Origin of the sequence: Nonomuraea fuscirosea (assembly GCF_035917475.1) — a bacterium.
In the GTDB taxonomy this organism is placed as follows: Bacteria; Actinomycetota; Actinomycetes; order Streptosporangiales; family Streptosporangiaceae; genus Nonomuraea; species Nonomuraea fuscirosea.
Window position 1 is genome coordinate 10,153,918 of the sequence record NZ_CP109074.1, and the last position, 17,950, is coordinate 10,171,867.

A 17,950-nucleotide genomic window follows, 5' to 3' on the forward strand; every position below is an offset into this window, starting at 1 on the left:
CGATGTGATCGCCTGTCGTCTCGCCCGGAAGGGGGTGTGCGGGCGGATCTTATGGTCGGGCGGCCTGAGCCTCTGGGTGTACGTCAGGCCGCCCGCGGCCCCGCCGGCCCGGCTCGACCCCCGGCCGGCGGGACCGGCCGCTCTCCCCGCCGCTTCGCCGGCGTTCAGCGCCACTGAGCGCGAGCCAGAGTGAGCCCGTACACGTTCACCGCACCGCTCGCCTTGAGCCGCATGGCCACCGCGTTGAGGCTACTGCCAGCGGTGAAGACGTCGTCGTAGACCATGATGCGTCGGCCTCGCACACGGGCCGGGTCCGGCACATGTAACGCGGCGTACAGCTCATGCGCCGCGATCTGACGCTCAATGAGCGAGGTCGTGTCTCGCATGCGGGGAGTGGCTCGCGTCTTCTCGATGAGCGGCGGATCCAGCACGAATGGGAGATTCTCATCGTCTTCGAGGATCGCTCGTTCGATGACGTACCCAGTGTGATCATTGCCTTTGCGTGCCTGGTGTGGCCCAAGATAGGCGGGCATCGGGATGATGGCGTCCGCCTCGTCGACGAGTTCGGGGTGGGTGTAGAGGTGACCCAAGATGATCCGTGCGAAGATCATCCCCCATCCGTATGCTCCGCGCTTCAGTCGGAGAACCCCCTGCTCCAGGGTGCCGGCCTTGACCCCGACGACGGCCGTCCACTCAAAGGCACGTTGTGGGTCGCTGCAGAGCCTGTTGGAGCAGGTGAGCTCGCCGCTCCGCAACGCCTGGTGGCAGATCCGGCAGTTGGGTTCGTTCGGCGGCTGCAAGCTCTCCGATGCGCACTCGTGGCAGATGCGGACGTGCCCCGCCTGCAAGTAGGGACATTCGCCGCAACTGCCAAACCCGGCGGGGGGTGGGCCGTCGCCGTAGGCCAGCCGCCCTAGCTCGATCACCACAGCGCCCCGGGCGACGGCTCATCCAGTTTCAGATCTTCGAAGTCGAGGGTCAGCTGAGCGCGGGACTCGTTGACCGCTTGGATCCGGTCCGGGCTGGACAGACTCTTCACGACATCGTCCACGTCCTCCACCATGAGCGCCCCGCGCGTCTTGACGTACTCCCGTGCCCACGGTTGAGCCTCGGTGAGACTGCGAAGCAGGAACACCCTTTTGCCATGCTCCAGCGCCAGCCGCGCCTGCATCTTCGCCCCAGACGTGCTCGCGGCTTCGATCACCACCGTGCCTTGCGCGATGCCGGACATGGTGACATTGCGGCGGGGAAAGGTATGGGTCGCGCCGTTGGCTTCCGGCCAGAACTGGGAGACCACAGCCCCGTTCTCGGCGATCCGGTCGGCCAGGGCGCGGTTCTCGGCTGGGTAACAGCGCAGGATGCCTGTCCCCACGACCGCGATCGTCCTGCCGCCGGTATCGAGCGCCGCAGTATGCGCCGCGGTGTCAACGCCTCGGGCAAGGCCGGACACTACGGTGACCTGACGTTCGGTGAGCAGGGCGGACATCCGGCGTGCCCGGCGTAGTCCATCATCGCTCGCCTGGCGGGTGCCGACGACGGCCACACTGCGCAGGTCCTCTTCGCGCAGTTCGCCCCGGACGAAAAGGAACGGTGGCAGGTTGAAGATCAACCGGAGGGTGGCGGGGTACTCCTCGTCCAGGACAGTGACGAGTCGAGCCCCGCTGTCGGCCGCGAGTTCGGCCTGCTGAGCGGCAGAGTCGAGGTAGCGATCGAGCTCCTGGGCGCTGTTGGCGATGAGGGCTCTGGCTTTGGTCGCCTCAGGCGAGGACTCGATGATGTCGCCCGACCACAGGCGCGCCAAGCCGTTGGGACGTTGAGCCTCTCGCGCGATGAGGTACCAGCTAACGCCCTTGACCATGCATATCGCGAGCAGTCGTGACTGCTCTTTAGTGATCCGCATCCTACTCTCCAAACAAATGTTCGAATGCGTGTCTCATGGTACTGCAGATGCCCATGCCGCTCGAAGATATGTCCATATTGCCATGTAGTACTAGATGTCCCATGAGCTGCATCGATGGTCGATATGGCGGCGCTTGTGATCGATATCCGCTCGCAGCTTGGCGTAGCGCAAAGGCACTGAGTCATCACGGTGAGTATACGAAAGACGTGGTCGGATGGCGGTTCATCGGGCCTGGCCGACGAGCAAGCGGCGCCAGGCCCGAGGCCCTGCCCGATCCACCGCAGCGCCGTACACCCGGGGCGCGGCACGGCCGGATGCGGGGATGTCCCCGGACAGTCCTCGTCCGTGAGGACATCAGGCGGAGCGAGAACGACGGCGGACGCGGTCACCGCGTTGTCCGTACGATCCAGCTCTTCTGCTCGGCGATGCCCTCCTGCTGCGCGATGACCTGGCACAACCCCACCAGGTCGTCGGCGTCGACCGTACGATGCGCGCCCGCGTCCTCGACGGCCCTGGGGAACGGACGCTCGCGGGTCGCCCACAACCGCCCGGCGTCGCTACGCATGATCCGCCACCCGGCGAACGTCCTTTACGAGCACAGAGGTCCGGCGCATCAGATCGATCAGCCGGGCCGACAGGTCCAGATAGCCGTACTCGTAGGCGACCGCTTCGGCCGCACGGTACGAGGTGACCAGCAGCGGTGCGAGGCCAGACGCCGTCCGAAGTCCTCGGATGAGTTCCGCGATCAAATCAAGAACCGCGTAAGAGAGCCGGACGTACTGGGATTCCAAGCGACACCGAACCGCTTCGCGTACGGCCACTTGCAGCTCAGGCAGGGGACGCACTGGACCCTCGTCGGGGAAATCACAAGTCGTGATCACCTGGCGCAGGAGGGGGATCGTGCCGTGGACGCGACTGTCAGTGCGGCTGGTGCTGTGCAGAAGCCGGGAGGGATCGACACCAAGGGCCGCAGCGATGGCATCGAGAACATTGTCGCCCGGATTCGGGCTTCCCTGTTCCAGCTTTCGGATCATGCTGAACGAGATGTTCGCTGCCCGTAGCGAGATCGCCCTGGGTCATGCGGCGCGCGCTGCGGATCGCCGCGATGCGCTCTCCCGCGCTTGAGCTACTTCTCCTAGCCGAGGGCATCAGTGCTCCGTCCGGTCGTATCCAGGAGAGCTGGCAGGTCTGCGAGACCGTTGATTCGCAGGTCGGCGGGCACGGTCGGGTCGTCGCCCCAGAGCAGCCCCCACGGCCCTCGTCGAATGAGGCAGGTGACGAGGCCCGCCGCCTTGGCTGGAATGACATCGTTCACCGGATGATCGCCGACGTAGAGCGTTTCCCCCGGGGGCCGCGCCGGCGAGTTTGATGACGCGATCGAAGAAGGCGGCATCCGGCTTGGCCACACCCCATTCCGCCGAGGTGGCGATGGCGTCAACGGAAAGCCTTAGTCCGCGTAGCAGGTCGCCGGCCTTGGCCGTCTGGTTCCCGGCGACGCAGACACGCAGGCCCATGTCCCGCGGGCTTGGAGCCCGTCCCGCACGTGGAGCTCCTCGAAAAGGCGCCGCCGGGAGGCGATGTCCGGCGTCAGGGGAGCCGGGCGACGATGAAGTCGTCGAAATAGGTGCGGGTCTCGGAGACGCTTTCGACGAAGAGCCCGAAGCGGGGCGGGCCGACGGCCTTGTTCGCCTCGGTGTCGGCCAGCCGGATGACGAGCTGGTCGTCGGCCCACAACGCCAGATCGACCTGGCCGGCACCGCGTACGCACTCGGCGCGGAGCAGGGCGTTCCCCCTCGCGACGCCCTCCGGCAGCGGGATGTCGCTGGTCATGTTGCGCGGGACGCCGCCGACGACCTTGGCGATCTTCCCGTGCCCGTCGCCACGAACCTCCAGGACGTACACGATGTCGTTGGCGACCTGGTCGTCCTTGGAGTACTCGCAGTAGACCCCGTTCCAGGTGTCGGAGCCGGCGTCCGAGAAGTTCATCTTCACCGACGCCAGCGCGTGGTCCGGAAGTCCCTTCTTCGCCGGCGCCGGGCTCCACCGGTGCCCGGCGCCGCGCTTCAGCCTGATCGTGTACCGGCCGTCGCCCGTGTAACCCTGACCGGTGTCCACCCGGGTGCCCTCGTTGTTCCAGCCCGAATTGTCGGCGGCGAACGTCTCGCGGTACACCATCTCGCCGCGGGGAGGCGTCTCCGGCGCCGAGTTCACCATCCACACCATCACGGCCGCGGCGATCAGCGCGCTCACGGCCAGGGCCGCGGCCGCTCCGGTCAGCACGTCCCTCCGCCTGCGCCGTCTGCTCCCCTCCGGTAAGCGGTGTCGCGCCGACCGGGCCTGGCCCCGGCTCTCCCGGGCTTCCCGGCCTTCGCGGCTCTCGCGGCTCTCGCGGCTCTCGCGGTTCTCGCGGTTCTCCCGGCGGAGCGGGCTCAGGTCGAGGCGTACGCTGCCGGCGACCTGGGCGGAATCGACGTCCGGACGCTGCACCAGCGCGGCCAGCAGTTCCTGCGCGGTGGGACGCTGTGCCGGATCCTTGCTCAGCGCCGCCGCGACGATCGGGCGCAGACCGGGATCGAGGCTCCGCAGATCGGGTTCGTCGTGGACGACTCGGTACATCGCGTGCGGCAGGTTCGAGGAGGCGAACGGCGAGGCGCCCACGGTGGCCGCGACGACCACGCACCCCCAGGCGAAGATGTCCCCCGGCGGGCCCACCTGTTCCCCTTGGACCTGCTCGGGCGCCATGTAGTCGGGGGTGCCGAAGACCAGGTCGGTGGCGGTCTGCCGGTCGCCGGCGTCCAGGGCGCGGGCGATGCCGAAGTCGATCACGCGCGGGCCGAGGGGTGACAGCAGCACGTTCGCGGGCTTGAGGTCGCGGTGCACCAGCCCGGCGTCGTGAATGGCGGTGAGCGCGGTCGCCACGCCCACCGCGAGCGCCTCCACGTTGGAGCCCTCCAGCGGCCCGTTCTCGCGCAGCATGCGCCCCAGGTCGGGCCCGGCGACGTACTCGGTGACGACCCACAGCGGCTCGACGTCCAACTGCGCGTCGAGCACCGGCGCGGTGCAGAACCGCCGCACCCGGCGCGCCGCCGACACCTCGCGCCGGAACCGTGCGCGGAACTCCGGATCGACGGCGAGCAGGCGGTTGATCACCTTGATCGCGACCGGCCCCGACGGCCCCTCGGCGAGGTAGACCGTACCCATGCCACCCTGCCCCAGCTTGCTGGCAATCCGGTACGGGCCGATCTGCACGGGGTCGGACGTTTCCAGTGCGGAAGCGGGATGCAGTCCATTGGACGTCACAATGGCCGATCCTAAGATGACTTATGCCGCGAAGTACCCACAACATGAAAGTGCTTGATAAGGTTCTGCGTTCGAAGTGGCCCATGATCTTCGACGGCTGTCGCCTCGGGCACAGGATCACTCCATAAGAGTTCGCCCCGCGGGGCGGGCTCTTTTCTGTTGATCGCGGCACCGACGACCAGGCCTCCCGTTCACCCATACGTATCCATTCAGCCGACCACCTTGCGCGGTGCGAGTACTCGTGTTTGAGTAGTCATATGCGAGCAACACGTCTCTTCATCCTCGGCGCCCTGGCGGACGGCGGTCCCATGCACGGGCACAAGATCCGAGCCGCCGCCCAGATGGACCGGGTCGAGCTTTGGGCGGACATCAAGCCCGGGTCGCTGTACGGGGCGCTGCGCCGGATGGCGGACGAAGGCGTTCTCGAGGTGGTTCGCACGGAGCAGGAGGGCAACCTCCCCGCCCGTACGGTGTACGGCATCACCGCCAAAGGCCGCACCGAGCTCGTCGCGCTGATCAGGACGGTCCTGGCCGACACCAGGCTGCGGCCGGACGCGATCCAGCTGGTGCTCCTGCACAGCGGCGAGATCGGCCCCGACGAGCTGCGTACGGCCGTACAGCTGCGGCGCGACTCCTACGCCACCCAGCTCGGCTTCTGGCGCAACCTGCGCGTCGAGGCCGAGCCGCACCTGACCAGGCTGGAGGCCGTCGCCTTCGACTACACGCTGATGCGGCTGGAGACGGAGCTGGCCTGGCACGAGCGCTTGCTCGCGGAGCTCGCGCGCCTGGAGGAATGACACCCCGGGCGCGCCCCCATCAGCGCGGGTGCGCCCCATCTCCCCGGGCGCGCCCCCATCGGAAGGAGAGCATGCATGTCCTCTCGACTTACGCACGTCGCCGTGATCGGCGGCGGGATCGGCGGGCTCTGCCTCGCCCAAGGACTGCGGCGAGCCGGCCTGGCCGTCACCGTGTACGAACGGGACCGATCAGCCGATTCGCGGCTCCAGGGCTTCCGGCTGCACATCGAACCCACCGGGAGCACCGCCCTGCACGCCTGCCTGCCGCCCGCCCTGTGGGAGGTGCTGGTGGCCACCGCGGGCGATCCGGGGCCCGGGATCAGCTTCCGCGACGAGCAGATGCGGCCGCTCGTACGCATCGGGCAGAAAAGCCATAACGGCCGGAAGCCGGATCCGCTGGACCCCACGACCGGCCGGCATGCCGTCAGCCGCGTCACCCTGCGCAGACTCCTGCTGGCCGGCCTGGACGACGTCGTCCAGTTCGGCAAGGAATGCACCGGCTTCGCCCAGGAGGACGACGGGACGGTGACAGCGCAGTTCGCCGACGGGACCACCGCGACCGCCGACGTGCTCGTCGCGGCCGACGGCGCCGGCTCCCGGGTGTGGGGACAGCTCCACCCCGAGGCCGACCGCACCACACTGCCGGCGACGGCCATGGCCGGCAAGCTCTTCCTCACCGAGGAGAACCGGCGCTGGCTGCCGGAGGAGCTGCTCACCGGCATGAACGCGTTCTGGCCCCGCCAGGACTTCCTGTTCACCGCGGTCTTCCGCAGGCGCGAGAACCTGGCGGCGATCAACGCCAGGCTCGGCGACCGCGTACGCGCGCTCGGGCTGGAGCCCGAGCGCCTGCTGGCGGACTCCCAGGACGACGACTACCTACTGTGGGCCTTCATCGCGCACCGCGACGCGCTGCCGGGCTTCACGGCGCTGGCGCAGTCCGATCCGGCCGCGGTGCGGGCGCTGCTGGCCAGGCGGACCGCCGGATGGCATCCCGACCTGCGCCGACTGCTCGCCGACTCGACCCCCGACACCCTCTACCAGACCGAGTTCAGAGCCGCGCGACGACTGCGGCCGTGGCGGACGAGCAACGTCACCGGACTCGGGGACGCCGTCCACCAGATGCCCCCGGTCGGCGGACTCGGCGGCAACACCGCCCTGCGCGACGCCCACCGTCTCTGCGCCGCGCTCATCGCCGCCGATCGTGGCGAGCTGCCGTTGTCGCGGGCGCTGCACGACTACGAGGCGGACATGCTGCACCACGGCTTCGACACCGTACGGGAGGTCGTCCGCAACACCGACGCCGCGATCGACCGCAACCCGCTGCGACGAGCGATGACCCGCTGGTTCTTCCGCACCTGCGGCGCCGTCCCACCCCTCGGCCGAGCGGTGCTCGGCGAGCGCTGACCTGAAACCCGCCACCCGGCCTCGCGTGCCGAGTGGCGACCTTCCGGTCATTCCGGCCACGCCTCCAGTTCCGCGCCGCGTGGGTCGTCCGCCAGGGTCTCTTTCTCGTCGATGATCTTCGTGGTGCGGTGGGTCACGTCGTAGCGGTTCCAGCCGGGGTCTCCGGTTCTGGCGAAGGTGATCCAGGCGGTGTGCGTACGGGTGGCGAGGTCTGCGGGTGGTTCGTCCGGGCCTAGCAGGGACTCCGGGCCGCGCAGGCCGGGCAGGGTGGTGGTGTCGAAGACGAACGGTAGTTCCATGGTGTGGGCCGCGCCGAGTTCGCCGCCCAGGGCCGTCGAGCGCCAGGCGAAGCTGTAGACGTAGGTGGCGGACGAGCGGTGGCCGGCGTGCGCGTCGGCCAGCCGGCGGGTGCCCAGGCCGAACAGGGCGTCGCCCATGATCGCTGAGCGGAGTTCGCCGCTGGACGCGAGTGGGCGTGCCTTGCGGTAGGTCTCGACGAGACGGGCGGGCTCGCGATGGGAGCGGGCCGCGGCGGCCGTGACGTCCGCGTCGGTCGAGGAGGACAGGGTTCCGAACGGCGCCAAGTAGAGGTTGCCCTCCTCGGTGGTGGTGCCCGTCAGCAGGTCCACGGCGGCCCCGCGGCCGGCGGCGACGGCCTCGGCGGGCTGCTGGTCGAGTACGACGCTGAACGGGCTGAGGCCGATGAGCGGGTCGTGGAGGGTGGCGGTGCGCAGGTCGATGCCCGACAGTTCGGAGATGACCTCGACGAGGCGCCGGTCGGGGACGTCGGCGAAGGATTCGGCGCGGGGTTCGACGCCCAGCGCGGCGGCCGCGGCGCGGGTCACGCGGGTGGCCTGCTCGGTGGTGAAGGCCCCCAGGCCGCTGCCGCTCTGGACGATCGCGCGGCGGAACAGGCCCTCGGCCTCGGGCGTGGCCAGCAGCGCGGCCACGATCGTGGCGCCGGCGGACTGGCCGAACAGCGTGACGGTCCCGGGGTCGCCGCCGAACGCGGCGATGTTCTCGCGGACCCAGCGCAGGGCGGCGACGACGTCGAGCAGGCCCCGGTTGTCGGGTGCGCCGGGCAGGTGGAGGAAGCCCGGGATGCCGAGCCGGTAGTTGAGGGTGACGAGGACGACTCCGTCGCGGGCGAAGGCGGCGCCGTCGTACACCTGAGACCGGGTGGAGCCGGCCACGAAGCCGCCGCCGTGCACGAAGACCATCACGGGCAGGCGCGCGTCGGCGGTGGCGGTCTCGGGGGTCCACACGTTGAGGGTCAGGTAGTCGTCGCCGGGGATCCAGCCGGGTCCGAAATATGGGGACATATCGATGCGGCCGAGCCTGCGTTCGGCCTGCGGCGCGTTCGGTCCCGGCTCGGTGGCGTTCCGTATGCCCGTCCAGGGATCGTGCGGGCGCGGCGCCTGGAAGCGGCCGGCGCCCACCGGGGGCGCGGCGTACGGGATGTTCAGGAAGACGACGGAGTCGTCGCCGCGCAGTCCCCTCACGGTGCCCTGTGCGGTGACGACGTCCACGTGCTGGTTCATCAGGTGTCCTCAGTGGTGGTCGGAGTACGGCGAGAACGGGGCCCAGCCCTTGACGGCGAACCCGCTGCCCTCCCGGATCAGCTCGGCGGCGCCGTGCCCGCCCAGGTGCGCGGGGATGACCAGGGCGTTGTTGTCGGCGGCCCAGCCGAAGACCTCGGCGCGGGCGGCGCGGGCGGCCGCCGGGTCCTCGCAGAAGCAGCTGTTGACGTCCGGCTCGACGAACTGCACGGGGTTGTGCATCATGTCGCCGACGAACACCGCCCGGTCGGCGCCCGACCGGAGGGTGAGCACGGAGGATCCGGGCGTGTGCCCGGGCGCGAGGTCCAGGCGCAGGTTCGCGTCGATCTGGTACGAGTCGTCCCACAGCTCGGTGAGACCCGCCTCGTGGACCGGAAGGACGCTGTCCTCGAACACGTTCTGGTTGCCCCGCCCGAGCACCGTCGTGTGGTTGTTGACCGGGTTCCAGAAGTCGAAGTCGGGCTTCGGCATCAGGTACGTGGCGTTCGGGAAGGTGGGGACCCAGGCGCGGCCGTCCTGGAACGTGTTCCAGCCGACGTGGTCGACGTGGAGGTGGGTGTTGATCACGAGGTCGACGTCCTCGGGCCGGACGCCGGCGCGGGCCAGGTTGCCGAGGAAGCCGGTGTCGAGGTAGCTCCAGACCGGCGCGTAGGGTCGGTATCTGTGGTTGCCGACGCCGGTGTCGACGAGGATGGTCCTGCCTTCGCTGCGCAGGAGCCAGGTCTGGATCGCGCTGTTGACGATTCCCGTCCCGGGGTCGAGGAAGTGCGGCGCCAGCCAGGAGGAGTTCCGCTCCCAGGCGTGCGGCGAGGACTCCGGGAAGAACTGCTGGGGCGTCATCTCGACCGGTCCGTAGTACTCCTGGACGCGGGTGATCGTGACCTCGCCCAGGGTGATCTGGTCGACGGGCTCGCTGGCCATGGAGATTCCTCCGCTCGACGGGTGGGATGCCGGAGAACGCCTCGGCCCGACCATCGTGCGCGGCGACGGCGGCCCATCGGTATCCGTCAGACGACTGCACTCGACGCGGGAGGTGCGTGATGCCGGGAGGACGTGCGTACGGGCACGCGGCGGGTCTTCCCGCCGTAGGTGAGCCGTCGATCGTCGGGCGGGATGCCGAGGTCCGACGGCTCGCCCGGGTCACCTGGCTCGGGGCCGACGTGCCGAGCGGAGACGTCCTGCGCGGAGCCGACGCGCCACACGGCGGCGTCCGACTCGGGGCCGACGAGGCGGGCGGCGGCGTCCTGCTCGTCATCGGGGAGCCGGGGGTGGGCAAGAGCACGCTGCTGGAGGACGCGGCCCGGCGCGCCGCTCACGCGGGTCACCGCATGTTGCGCGCCACCGGCCGCGAGTCGGAGCGCGATCTCGCCTTCGCCGGGCTGCACCAGCTGCTGCGGCCCGTGCTGGACGAGGTGGACGAGCTGCCCGAACGGCAGCGCCGGGCTCTCCTGGGGGCGTTCGGCTTCGCGGAGGCTTCCGGCGAGCCTCTGCTGGCCGGACTCGCGGTTCTGACCCTGCTGTCCCGGCTGGCCGAACGGACGCCCGTGGTGCTCGTGGTCGACGACGCCCAATGGATCGACGCCGCCTCCGCCGGCGTGCTGTCCTTCGTGGCCTGGCGGCTGGACGACGACCCGGTCGCCCTGCTGCTCGCCGTACGCGACGGCGAGCCGCTGCCCGGGTTCGACGACGCGTTCCCGGCCATCACGCTGACCCCGCTCGACGACGCGGCGTCCCGGCGACTGCTCGACCTGCGCGCGCCGGAACTGCCGGCCGGGATCCGCGACCGGGTGCTCGCCGAGGCGGCCGGCAACCCGCTGGCGCTGCTGGAACTGGCGAAAGCCGCCCATTCTCGCGGCCTCGACCCCCAAGACCACGACCACGGCCCGTTGCCGGTCGGTGAGCGGCTGGCGGCCGGCTACGCCGCCCAGGTGGCGGAGCTGCCCGAAGTGTGCCGCCGCACGCTGCTGCTGCTCGCGGCCGCCGACGTGGCGGATCCCCCCGACGCGGTCCTCGCGCTGCTGCCCGACCCCGACGACAAAACGTGGCTCACCCTCGAACAGGCGGGCCTGGTCGGCCGGGCCGGCCGGCAGGTGCGGTTCCGGCATCCTTTGATCCGTTCCGCGGTCTACCAGTCCGCGCCCTTCGACGCCCGCGCGCAGGCCCATCGCGCACTCGCCGACGTCCTCGGCGACGAACCTGACCGGCGCGCCTGGCATCTCGCGGCCGCCACGCCGTACCCGGACGCGGAGGTGTCGGCCGCCCTGGAGCGTACGGCGGACCGGGCCCGCCGCAGGGGCGGCTACGCGGCGGCGGCGCAGGCGCTGGCCCGCGCCGCCGAGCTGAGCCCCGTACCCGGCGACGGCACGCGGCTGCTGGTCGACGCGGCGGGCCTGGCCGTGCTCACCGGCCGCCTGGCCTGGGTGGAGGAGCTGGCCGAACGGGTACGCGCCCGTACCGACGACCCCACCGCACTGGCGGCCGCGACCCTGCGCGTCGGCCGGCTGACCGCGCTGACCCGGCGGCACAACGCGGTCTTCGCCGAGCTGATCGGGATCGCCGGCGACCCGGCGGCCACGCACCCGGCGACCGCGCTGGACGCGCTCGCCGCCGCCGCCGTGCTGCGCTTCTACTCCGGCGACGCGTCCCATTGGCAGGAGATCGACCGGATCCTGCCACGCCTGCCCGACGACCCGATGCGTGACTGGGTGCGGATGGTGGCGGACCCGTTCGGCGGCGGACGCGGGCTCGTCCCCCGGCTGCCCGGCTTGATCGCCGCGGCCAGGAACCATCCGGAACGGCTGACCGCGCTCGCCGTCGCGGCCTGGATCCTGGACGAGATCGCCCTGGCCGTACGGACGTTCGACGAGGCGGTGCGGTCATGGCGGACCAGGGGGCCGATCCCCGACGGGCTGGCCGGTGTGGCGGCGCTCGCCTATTTCGAGTACGGCCGATGGGCGCAGGCGCGGGAGGTGTGCGCCGACATCGGCGCGCTGGACGCCGGGAAGCTCGACCACGCGGCGGCGTGCGTGCTCGCCACCGACGCCATAGTGCTGGCCGCCCAGGGCGACACGGCCGAGGCCCGCGCCCTCGCCGAGCGGGCGTTGCGCCTGGTCGATCCGCTGGAGAGCCGATCGGTCGCCGTGCACGCCCGCCGCGCCACGGCGGCCGCCGCCGCTGCCGAGGGTGACTACGAGAGCGCGTACGAGCAGTACAGGACGCTCTTCGACCGCGGCGGAGATCCCGTTCACTACCACGCCTCGTACCCGGCGCTGCCTGAGCTGGCCGCCGCGGCGGCGCGCACCGGCCGCCACGCCGAGGCGGCCGAGATCGTCGAACGCTCGGCCCGGGCCCTGGCCGAGGGCGGCTCCGCCCGCCTGCACGCCCTCGTCGAACGCAGCCGTGCGCTGCTCGCCGCCCCGGAGCGGGCCGAGCGCGCCTTCCTGGCGGCGCTGGCGGAACCGGCGCTGGAGCAGCGGCCCTTCGAGCACGCCCAGACGCGGCTGGAGTACGCCGAATGGCTGCGGCGGCGACGCCGCATCGCCGAGGCGCGACCGCACCTCGCGGCGGCGCACGACGTCTTCGCCCGGCTGGACGCGCGCCCGTGGGCCGAACGCGCGCGGGCCGAACTGCGGGCCGCCGGTACGGACGTCGCCGTGCCGGACCCCCATGGCTTGGCCGAGCTCTCCCCGCAACAGCGGCAGATCGTCCGGCTCGCCGCCCGTGGCCTGACCAACCGCGAGATCGGGGAGCGGCTCTTCCTGTCGCCGCGCACCGTCGGGTCGCATCTCTACCGCGTGTTCCCCAAGCTGGGCGTCACCACCCGGGCCCAGCTGCGGGACGTGGTGGACGCGGGCGGCGTACCCCGGGAATGACGGGCTCTTTGGGGCTGACGAGCCGACGCACGTCAGCGGACGGCCTGGGGCAGGTAGTGCTCGCCGAGGATGTGTGACACGAGCCGGCCCCGACTCCGTACGCCGACCTTGGCGAAGAGAGATTTGAGGTGGTCCTGCACGGTGCTGGCGGAGATGTTCAGGTCGGCGGCGATCCCGGCGGACGGTATGCCCGCGATCACCCGCTGCAGCACCTCCCGCTCGCGCGGGCTGAGGGCGTAGGCCAGCATCAGCAGTTGCGAGATCTCCGAGGTGGGGGCCGCCTGGATGACCACCGAGACGTCCCCTTCGTGGCCGCCGTCGAACGGCGAGCCCCACAACGACAACCACCGGCCGGTATGTGACCGAACCCGGGCATGCGCGGCGGAGCCGTGGCCGGCGCGGGCGGCCGCCGCCACCTCGTGCACGGCCATCCGGTGCGGTGACAGGTCGTCCAGCCTCCGGCGGCCGGCCTCGTTGGCCGCCAGCACCCCTCCCCCTCGGTCCACGAGCAGAACTCCAGGACCGCCCGGATCGGTGCTCACCCCCACCGCCGCACCAGGGCGGCACGCGGCGCGCCGGAGCGCCACCGCGACGGGGACGGCGACGGCCCGGACCAGGTCGGCGTCACTCTGGGTGAAGTCGGGCCGTCCGCCGTTGCGGAACAGGGCCACCGCGCCCCAGCACCTGCCGTCGGCCACGAAGACGGCCCGCAGCTCGTGCCGCGCGTCGATGACGGGCAGCACCGACCGGAACCGGTGACTGGCCTCGGGATCCCCGCCGGTGCTCTGGCTGAGGATCGCCACGGTACGGCTGGACCGGGCCAGCACCGCGAACTTGTCGACGTCCTCGACCAGGTATTCGTTGCGCGCCGCCGGCGCGGCGGCGGCCGAGGGGATGCCGTCGGAGACCTCGTCGGTGACCAGCAGCGTCCACGGATCGATCGTGCCGAAGCAGAACGCGTCCTGGGGGATCACGCGACGCAACCGTTCGGCGATCCTGGCGCGCAACGCCCGCGAGTCAAGGTCGAGCGAACAGATCGCCACGATGTCGCGTATGGCTTCACGCTGGGTGACAGAAAGCCTCATCTCCCTGTCAGCCTACCGACCGTGCCGGGTGCCGAGATCCCACAATTCTGGGATGCCGGAACCGCGGTCGCCGCCCTTACCGTGGCAGCGGTTCGTGCCCCGCGGCACGTCATGACGAAAGGACCCTTGTGACCATCCCGTACCTGGCCCAGGCCGCTGACCACGAGCAGTTGGAGTGGCTCGGGGGCGGCATCATGCAGATCCTGCTGGACGCCCGGCACACCGGAGGGCAGCTGACGATGTTCCGCACGGCGGCCACCGAGGGCTCCGCCTCACCGGTCCACGTCCACGCCGACGAGGACGAGATCATCGTGCTCCTGTCCGGCAGCGGCGTCTTCTGGGCCGGCGAACACCGCTACGAGCTGTCCGAAGGCGGCGTCGCGTACCTGCCGCGCCGGGTCCCGCACGCGTACCGGCTCACCTCACCGACGGTGGACATGCTGGCCATCAGCACGCCGGCGGGTATGGAGGGCTTCTTCCGCGCCGCCGGCCGGGACCTCTCCCGCCCCAAGCCGGACGGCTGGTCGATCACCCCGGCCGACCTCGCCGCGGCGGCCAAGGACCACGGCCAGACCATCCTCGGCCCACCCCTCACCACCGACGACATGATCCCTGCCGCCTATCTCGGCTAGCGCGCGGCTGATCGGCCCGCTCCAATCGAGTCCTGGCAGAAGAGGCCCTGGCTAAGGACCTTCCGTGGCTCACCCGGCTTCCCGAGCACGAGCGGCTGCAGTGCGTCCGCGAACTTCTCGCCCACCTGCTCGCCGGAGCCGACACCGGGGAGCTCCTGCCCTACGCCCGCTGGGCACTCGCGCGAGCGGCTTTATGACGACCGGAAGGTAGCGGGGAATCCTCGGAGCTAGACACGCATGGCGTTCTGAAGTGAATCAGAGCCGCCGGCCGTATTCGGGCTGTTGTCTGTAGTGCGTGTCCTGGAACGGCGTTTTTCGAAGTAGGGCGCATATACGGCGCCGTGGTCGATCACTACTATTCCGCCATGTCAGTCGATCTTCTGGTGACCGCTGCTGTCGTGATCCTGGGCATCGCCGTGCTCGTGGCCATTCCCCTGACGATCATGGCGAGTGCCATTCCTTACGCGTCTTTCTCCGCGCCGTCCAATCGTCACGAGTTCATCAGCCGGAAAGTCGTCGTCCTGGGGCTGGTCGCGGTGTTCGCGGGCGGCTGTTTGATGGGGATCGGCGCCTGGCTGGCACGTGGGGACTCACGCTACGGCGCCCTGTCGGTCCTGGCGATGACGAGCATGGCACTCTTCGGCACGGGGCTGCTGACGGTCGGTCTCAGTCCGGTGCCCTCGTGGCTGCTGGAGGTCCTCGGGCCGATCGCGGAGCGGTGGCCGGCGTCCGTTCGCCTGGCGGTCCGTGACCTCGCACAGCGTCGGGCTCGCGCGGCGGTCGCGATCACGATGGTGATGGTGACGACCGCCTTCGGCCTCGCGCTGACGATCATCGCGGTGGGCCAGACGGCGCAGAGCAGGGCCGAATACCAGCCCTCAGGGCGGCTCGGCAGCTTATTGGTCCAGCCTCGCTCCACGTTCGGGTCGCCCTTCTCGGCGGCGGACGCGGTCGCCGTACGGGCGGCGATGGAACGGGAGTTGCCGGGGGTGCCGATCGCCCAGAGTGAGAGCGTTCCTGATCCATCGTCCTTCTGGGCCGATGCGGAGAGCGTCGAGATGTCGGCGGAGGCGTTCTCCTGGCGTCAGGTGATCGGGGACGAGAAGGTGCTGCGGTACCTCACGGGCGATCAGTCGACGCCGTACGCCGAGAACACCGCCGTGGTGATCACGTCGGCCGGCGTGCGGGTCGACTCGGTGAACCTGAGTTACAAGCGCGACGATAAGGACGGAACCATGGTGAGCAAGGCCGTCCGGGCGGTCGCCGCCAGGACCTCCGACCCGCACATGGAGGGGGTGTTCGTTCCCTCGAAGATCGTCCGGGACCTCGGCTTTCAGCTCCAGCCCATGGATCTGATCGTCGACCCCACCCTGCATCGGACCACGGCCGAGGAGCAGCGGCGCCTCGACGACCGGTTGGACGACGCGGTCGCCAGGGTCTACGTCGAGCGGGGCTTCGAGGCTTCGACCTGGTGGCGGTCCGTCGCCACCATGGCGTTCCTCGCCGCGCTCGGGTGCGCGCCGGCGGCCGGCTTCGGCAGGGTCGCGAACTCGCGGCAGGCCCGGGTCATGAGGCGGATCGGCAAGGGAACGAACGCGGCGTTCCGGTTGTTCTGCGCCTTCCGGGCCGGTGTGAGTGCCCTGTGTGGAACAGTCCTCGGGGCGATCCTCGGATGCGCTGCCGGGATATCGCTGCTGTGGCCGCTGACGGTGCGTGGCGGATGGGAGGAGCCGGCACGGGTGTCGTTCGAGACGCCCTGGACGCTGGTCGTCGCCGTCGTGGCCGGCATTCCCGTCCTCGCCGCGGTGCTCGGCGCGGTCCTCGCCCGCGAGCGGCCGCACATCCCCGCGCCCCCGGCGGGTCGGCCCACGCACGAGGTGGGTTGATCAGCGGGCAGGTGCTCTGCTCAGGGGGCCGGGCTCTCCAGGGCCTCGGTCGACGGGCTGGGAGTCGGCGGTGGTTCCGTTGGGGTCGGGGTCGGGGCCGGGGTCGGGGTGATGGTGGGTGTCTCCGTGGGAGTCGGGTCGGTGGGGATCGGGTCGGTGGGGATCGGGTCGGTCGGGGTCTGGGACGGCGTAGGCGAGGGGGACGCGCAGGGATCGTCCAGGGCGGAGGGTGTGACGGTGTCCGTGGGGGTCTCGATGAAGGTGGTCGGGATCGGGGTGGGCGGGAGTGTGGTGGGTGCGGGTACGCACTTCGGCGGCAGGGTCGGCCGGGTGACGACCGGGGGCAGGACCGGGGCCGGGGCGACCTCGACCAGGCCACATCCGTGCGTGAGCTCCTGGCCGGCCTTCGTGAACGAGATCTTCGTCAGCTTCGCCCTGGTCACCCCGCGCTGTAGCGACCCGCCGAACGCCACGAACTCCAGTCCGTACTCGCTGGAGTCGGCGACCACCGAGTACGTGGCCCGCACCGTGGTGCCGTTGCTCCGCATCCGCGCCAGCAACGGCTCGGCCGTCACCGTGAGGAACGTTCCCGCCGACGGCGGCGAGGCCGCGAGCAGCGGGCTGACCAGCATCTCGGGCAGTGCTCCTTCGACCAGTTCGCGGGCGCGCCGGCCCAGGCCGAGCAGCCGGGTGGTGCGCTGCATGGTGTCGCCCGTGACGGTCTCGGTCACCACGGTGAGCTGGCGGGCGCGCAACTCGCGGTCGAAGAAGAGACTGTAGGAGACGGCCAGGCTGCCGCTCCAGCCCGCGCGCAGGCCGAGCAGCGACGGTCCGTTTCCCGATGATCCCGCCCCGACCGTGCCCCGCCAGGCCCGCGTCACCGCGAACCCCTTGTCCGGGTAGAGGATCACCTCGGCGGCGGTCTCGGCCTCGCCGCCCACCTCCACGCCCGCCATCGGCCCCGCGCCCAGGGACGCCGACCCGGCCGCCCTGGCACTCAGGCCGATCGCCGCGCGATTCCAGCCGTCCGGCGGCACGACCTGGCTCAGGACCTCGCGGGCCGCGCTCGCGGTCGGCCGCTCGTACACGAACGTCGCCGCCGCGCCCGCCGCGATCGAGCCTTCGAGGCCGGGGCCGATCCTGCCGATCCAGGTGCCGCCGTCGAGCCAGGGGGTGAACGCGGGAACGAAACGCGGGCCCGCACTCAGCTTGTACGACAGAGCCGCCGCGTGCGTACGCCTCCCCCGTTCGGGATCCTTGAGCACGGCATAACCCTTTTCCAGCGAGGCGGAGAACGTCAGGATCCCCGCGTCGACCTGGAGCAGACCGCTGGTGACGCGGTTGCTCACCTCGCACTGCCAGGCGAACTCCGCCGGCTGACCAGGACGATCGTCGCCCTCCCCCGTGCAGCCCGTCGGCACCAGGAGCGGCAGAGCTGCCAGCAGAAACCTACCGAGCCGAGCCATCGCCTGACCTCCACCCGCCCCGCACAAATGGCCTTTCTCAATATGGCCG

The 17,950-nt window shown here is 70.8% G+C and carries 15 protein-coding genes; 5 read left to right on the forward strand and 10 right to left on the reverse strand.

All coding sequences use genetic code 11. From position 1 onward, the window contains the following. Window positions 1-164: 164 nt before the first annotated feature. The 6 genes from OIE67_RS46605 to OIE67_RS46630 all read right to left on the reverse strand — a co-directional run bounded on the left by OIE67_RS46605 (window position 165) and on the right by OIE67_RS46630 (window position 5,200). The gene (locus OIE67_RS46605) at window positions 165-926 is read right to left on the reverse strand and encodes a hypothetical protein (protein WP_326632683.1); all 762 of its coding nucleotides are present in this window, start codon (window positions 924-926) and stop codon (window positions 165-167) included. Next, the gene (gene dprA / locus OIE67_RS46610) at window positions 923-1,900 is read right to left on the reverse strand and encodes a DNA-processing protein DprA (protein WP_326632685.1); all 978 of its coding nucleotides are present in this window, start codon (window positions 1,898-1,900) and stop codon (window positions 923-925) included. The genes OIE67_RS46605 and dprA overlap by 4 nt, the downstream gene beginning before the upstream one ends. Window positions 1,901-2,285: 385 nt before the next feature. Continuing rightward, entirely contained in the window at window positions 2,286-2,465 is a 180-nt protein-coding gene (locus OIE67_RS46615; protein WP_326632687.1) for a hypothetical protein, read from the reverse strand. Then, complete coding sequence (locus OIE67_RS46620) at window positions 2,458-2,934, reverse strand: hypothetical protein (protein ID WP_326632689.1); 477 nt, start codon at window positions 2,932-2,934, stop codon at window positions 2,458-2,460. The genes OIE67_RS46615 and OIE67_RS46620 overlap by 8 nt, the downstream gene beginning before the upstream one ends. A 101-nt stretch (window positions 2,935-3,035) precedes the next feature. Next, on the reverse strand, window positions 3,036-3,293 hold the full coding sequence (locus tag OIE67_RS46625) for an HAD family hydrolase (RefSeq protein WP_326632691.1): 258 nt from the start codon (window positions 3,291-3,293) through the stop codon (window positions 3,036-3,038). Between the two features lie 194 nt (window positions 3,294-3,487). After that, window positions 3,488-5,200: a serine/threonine-protein kinase gene (locus OIE67_RS46630; RefSeq protein WP_326632693.1), complete on the reverse strand. Its 1,713-nt coding sequence runs from the start codon at window positions 5,198-5,200 to the stop codon at window positions 3,488-3,490. A gap of 257 nt (window positions 5,201-5,457) precedes the next feature. On the opposite strand from OIE67_RS46630, the gene OIE67_RS46635 reads away from it, so the two are divergent. Together OIE67_RS46635 and OIE67_RS46640 are read left to right on the forward strand one after the other, a co-directional pair. After that, complete coding sequence (locus OIE67_RS46635) at window positions 5,458-5,997, forward strand: PadR family transcriptional regulator (protein ID WP_326632695.1); 540 nt, start codon at window positions 5,458-5,460, stop codon at window positions 5,995-5,997. 75 nt (window positions 5,998-6,072) lie between these two features. Beyond that, complete coding sequence (locus tag OIE67_RS46640; RefSeq protein WP_326632696.1) at window positions 6,073-7,401, forward strand: FAD-dependent oxidoreductase; 1,329 nt, start codon at window positions 6,073-6,075, stop codon at window positions 7,399-7,401. Between the two features lie 47 nt (window positions 7,402-7,448). Here OIE67_RS46640 and OIE67_RS46645 read toward each other — a convergent pair whose 3' ends face one another. Both OIE67_RS46645 and OIE67_RS46650 read right to left on the reverse strand, forming a co-directional pair. Beyond that, window positions 7,449-8,942, reverse strand: coding sequence for a carboxylesterase/lipase family protein (locus tag OIE67_RS46645; protein WP_326632698.1), 1,494 nt, complete (start codon window positions 8,940-8,942; stop codon window positions 7,449-7,451). 9 nt (window positions 8,943-8,951) lie between these two features. Beyond that, complete coding sequence (locus OIE67_RS46650) at window positions 8,952-9,881, reverse strand: MBL fold metallo-hydrolase (RefSeq protein ID WP_326632700.1); 930 nt, start codon at window positions 9,879-9,881, stop codon at window positions 8,952-8,954. Window positions 9,882-10,000: 119 nt separating this feature from the next. Between OIE67_RS46650 and OIE67_RS46655 the strand changes: the two genes are divergently transcribed. Continuing rightward, a complete protein-coding gene (locus tag OIE67_RS46655; protein ID WP_326632702.1) occupies window positions 10,001-12,832 on the forward strand; it encodes an ATP-binding protein in 2,832 nt (943 codons plus the stop codon). 32 nt (window positions 12,833-12,864) lie between these two features. Here OIE67_RS46655 and OIE67_RS46660 read toward each other — a convergent pair whose 3' ends face one another. Then, complete coding sequence (locus tag OIE67_RS46660) at window positions 12,865-13,917, reverse strand: helix-turn-helix transcriptional regulator (protein ID WP_326632704.1); 1,053 nt, start codon at window positions 13,915-13,917, stop codon at window positions 12,865-12,867. A gap of 128 nt (window positions 13,918-14,045) precedes the next feature. Here OIE67_RS46660 and OIE67_RS46665 point away from each other — a divergent pair, with 128 nt between their 5' ends. Together OIE67_RS46665 and OIE67_RS46670 are read left to right on the forward strand one after the other, a co-directional pair. Continuing rightward, on the forward strand, window positions 14,046-14,549 hold the full coding sequence (locus OIE67_RS46665) for a cupin domain-containing protein (RefSeq protein WP_326632706.1): 504 nt from the start codon (window positions 14,046-14,048) through the stop codon (window positions 14,547-14,549). A 365-nt stretch (window positions 14,550-14,914) separates the two neighbouring features. Then, window positions 14,915-16,435 carry a hypothetical protein gene (locus OIE67_RS46670; RefSeq protein WP_326632708.1) on the forward strand — a complete coding sequence of 507 codons (1,521 nt, stop codon included), beginning with the start codon at window positions 14,915-14,917 and terminating at the stop codon, window positions 16,433-16,435. Between the two features lie 20 nt (window positions 16,436-16,455). Here the strand turns inward: OIE67_RS46670 and OIE67_RS46675 are convergent, their stop codons facing one another. Then, a complete protein-coding gene (locus OIE67_RS46675; protein ID WP_326632710.1) occupies window positions 16,456-17,901 on the reverse strand; it encodes a hypothetical protein in 1,446 nt (481 codons plus the stop codon). Window positions 17,902-17,950 lie beyond the last annotated feature (49 nt).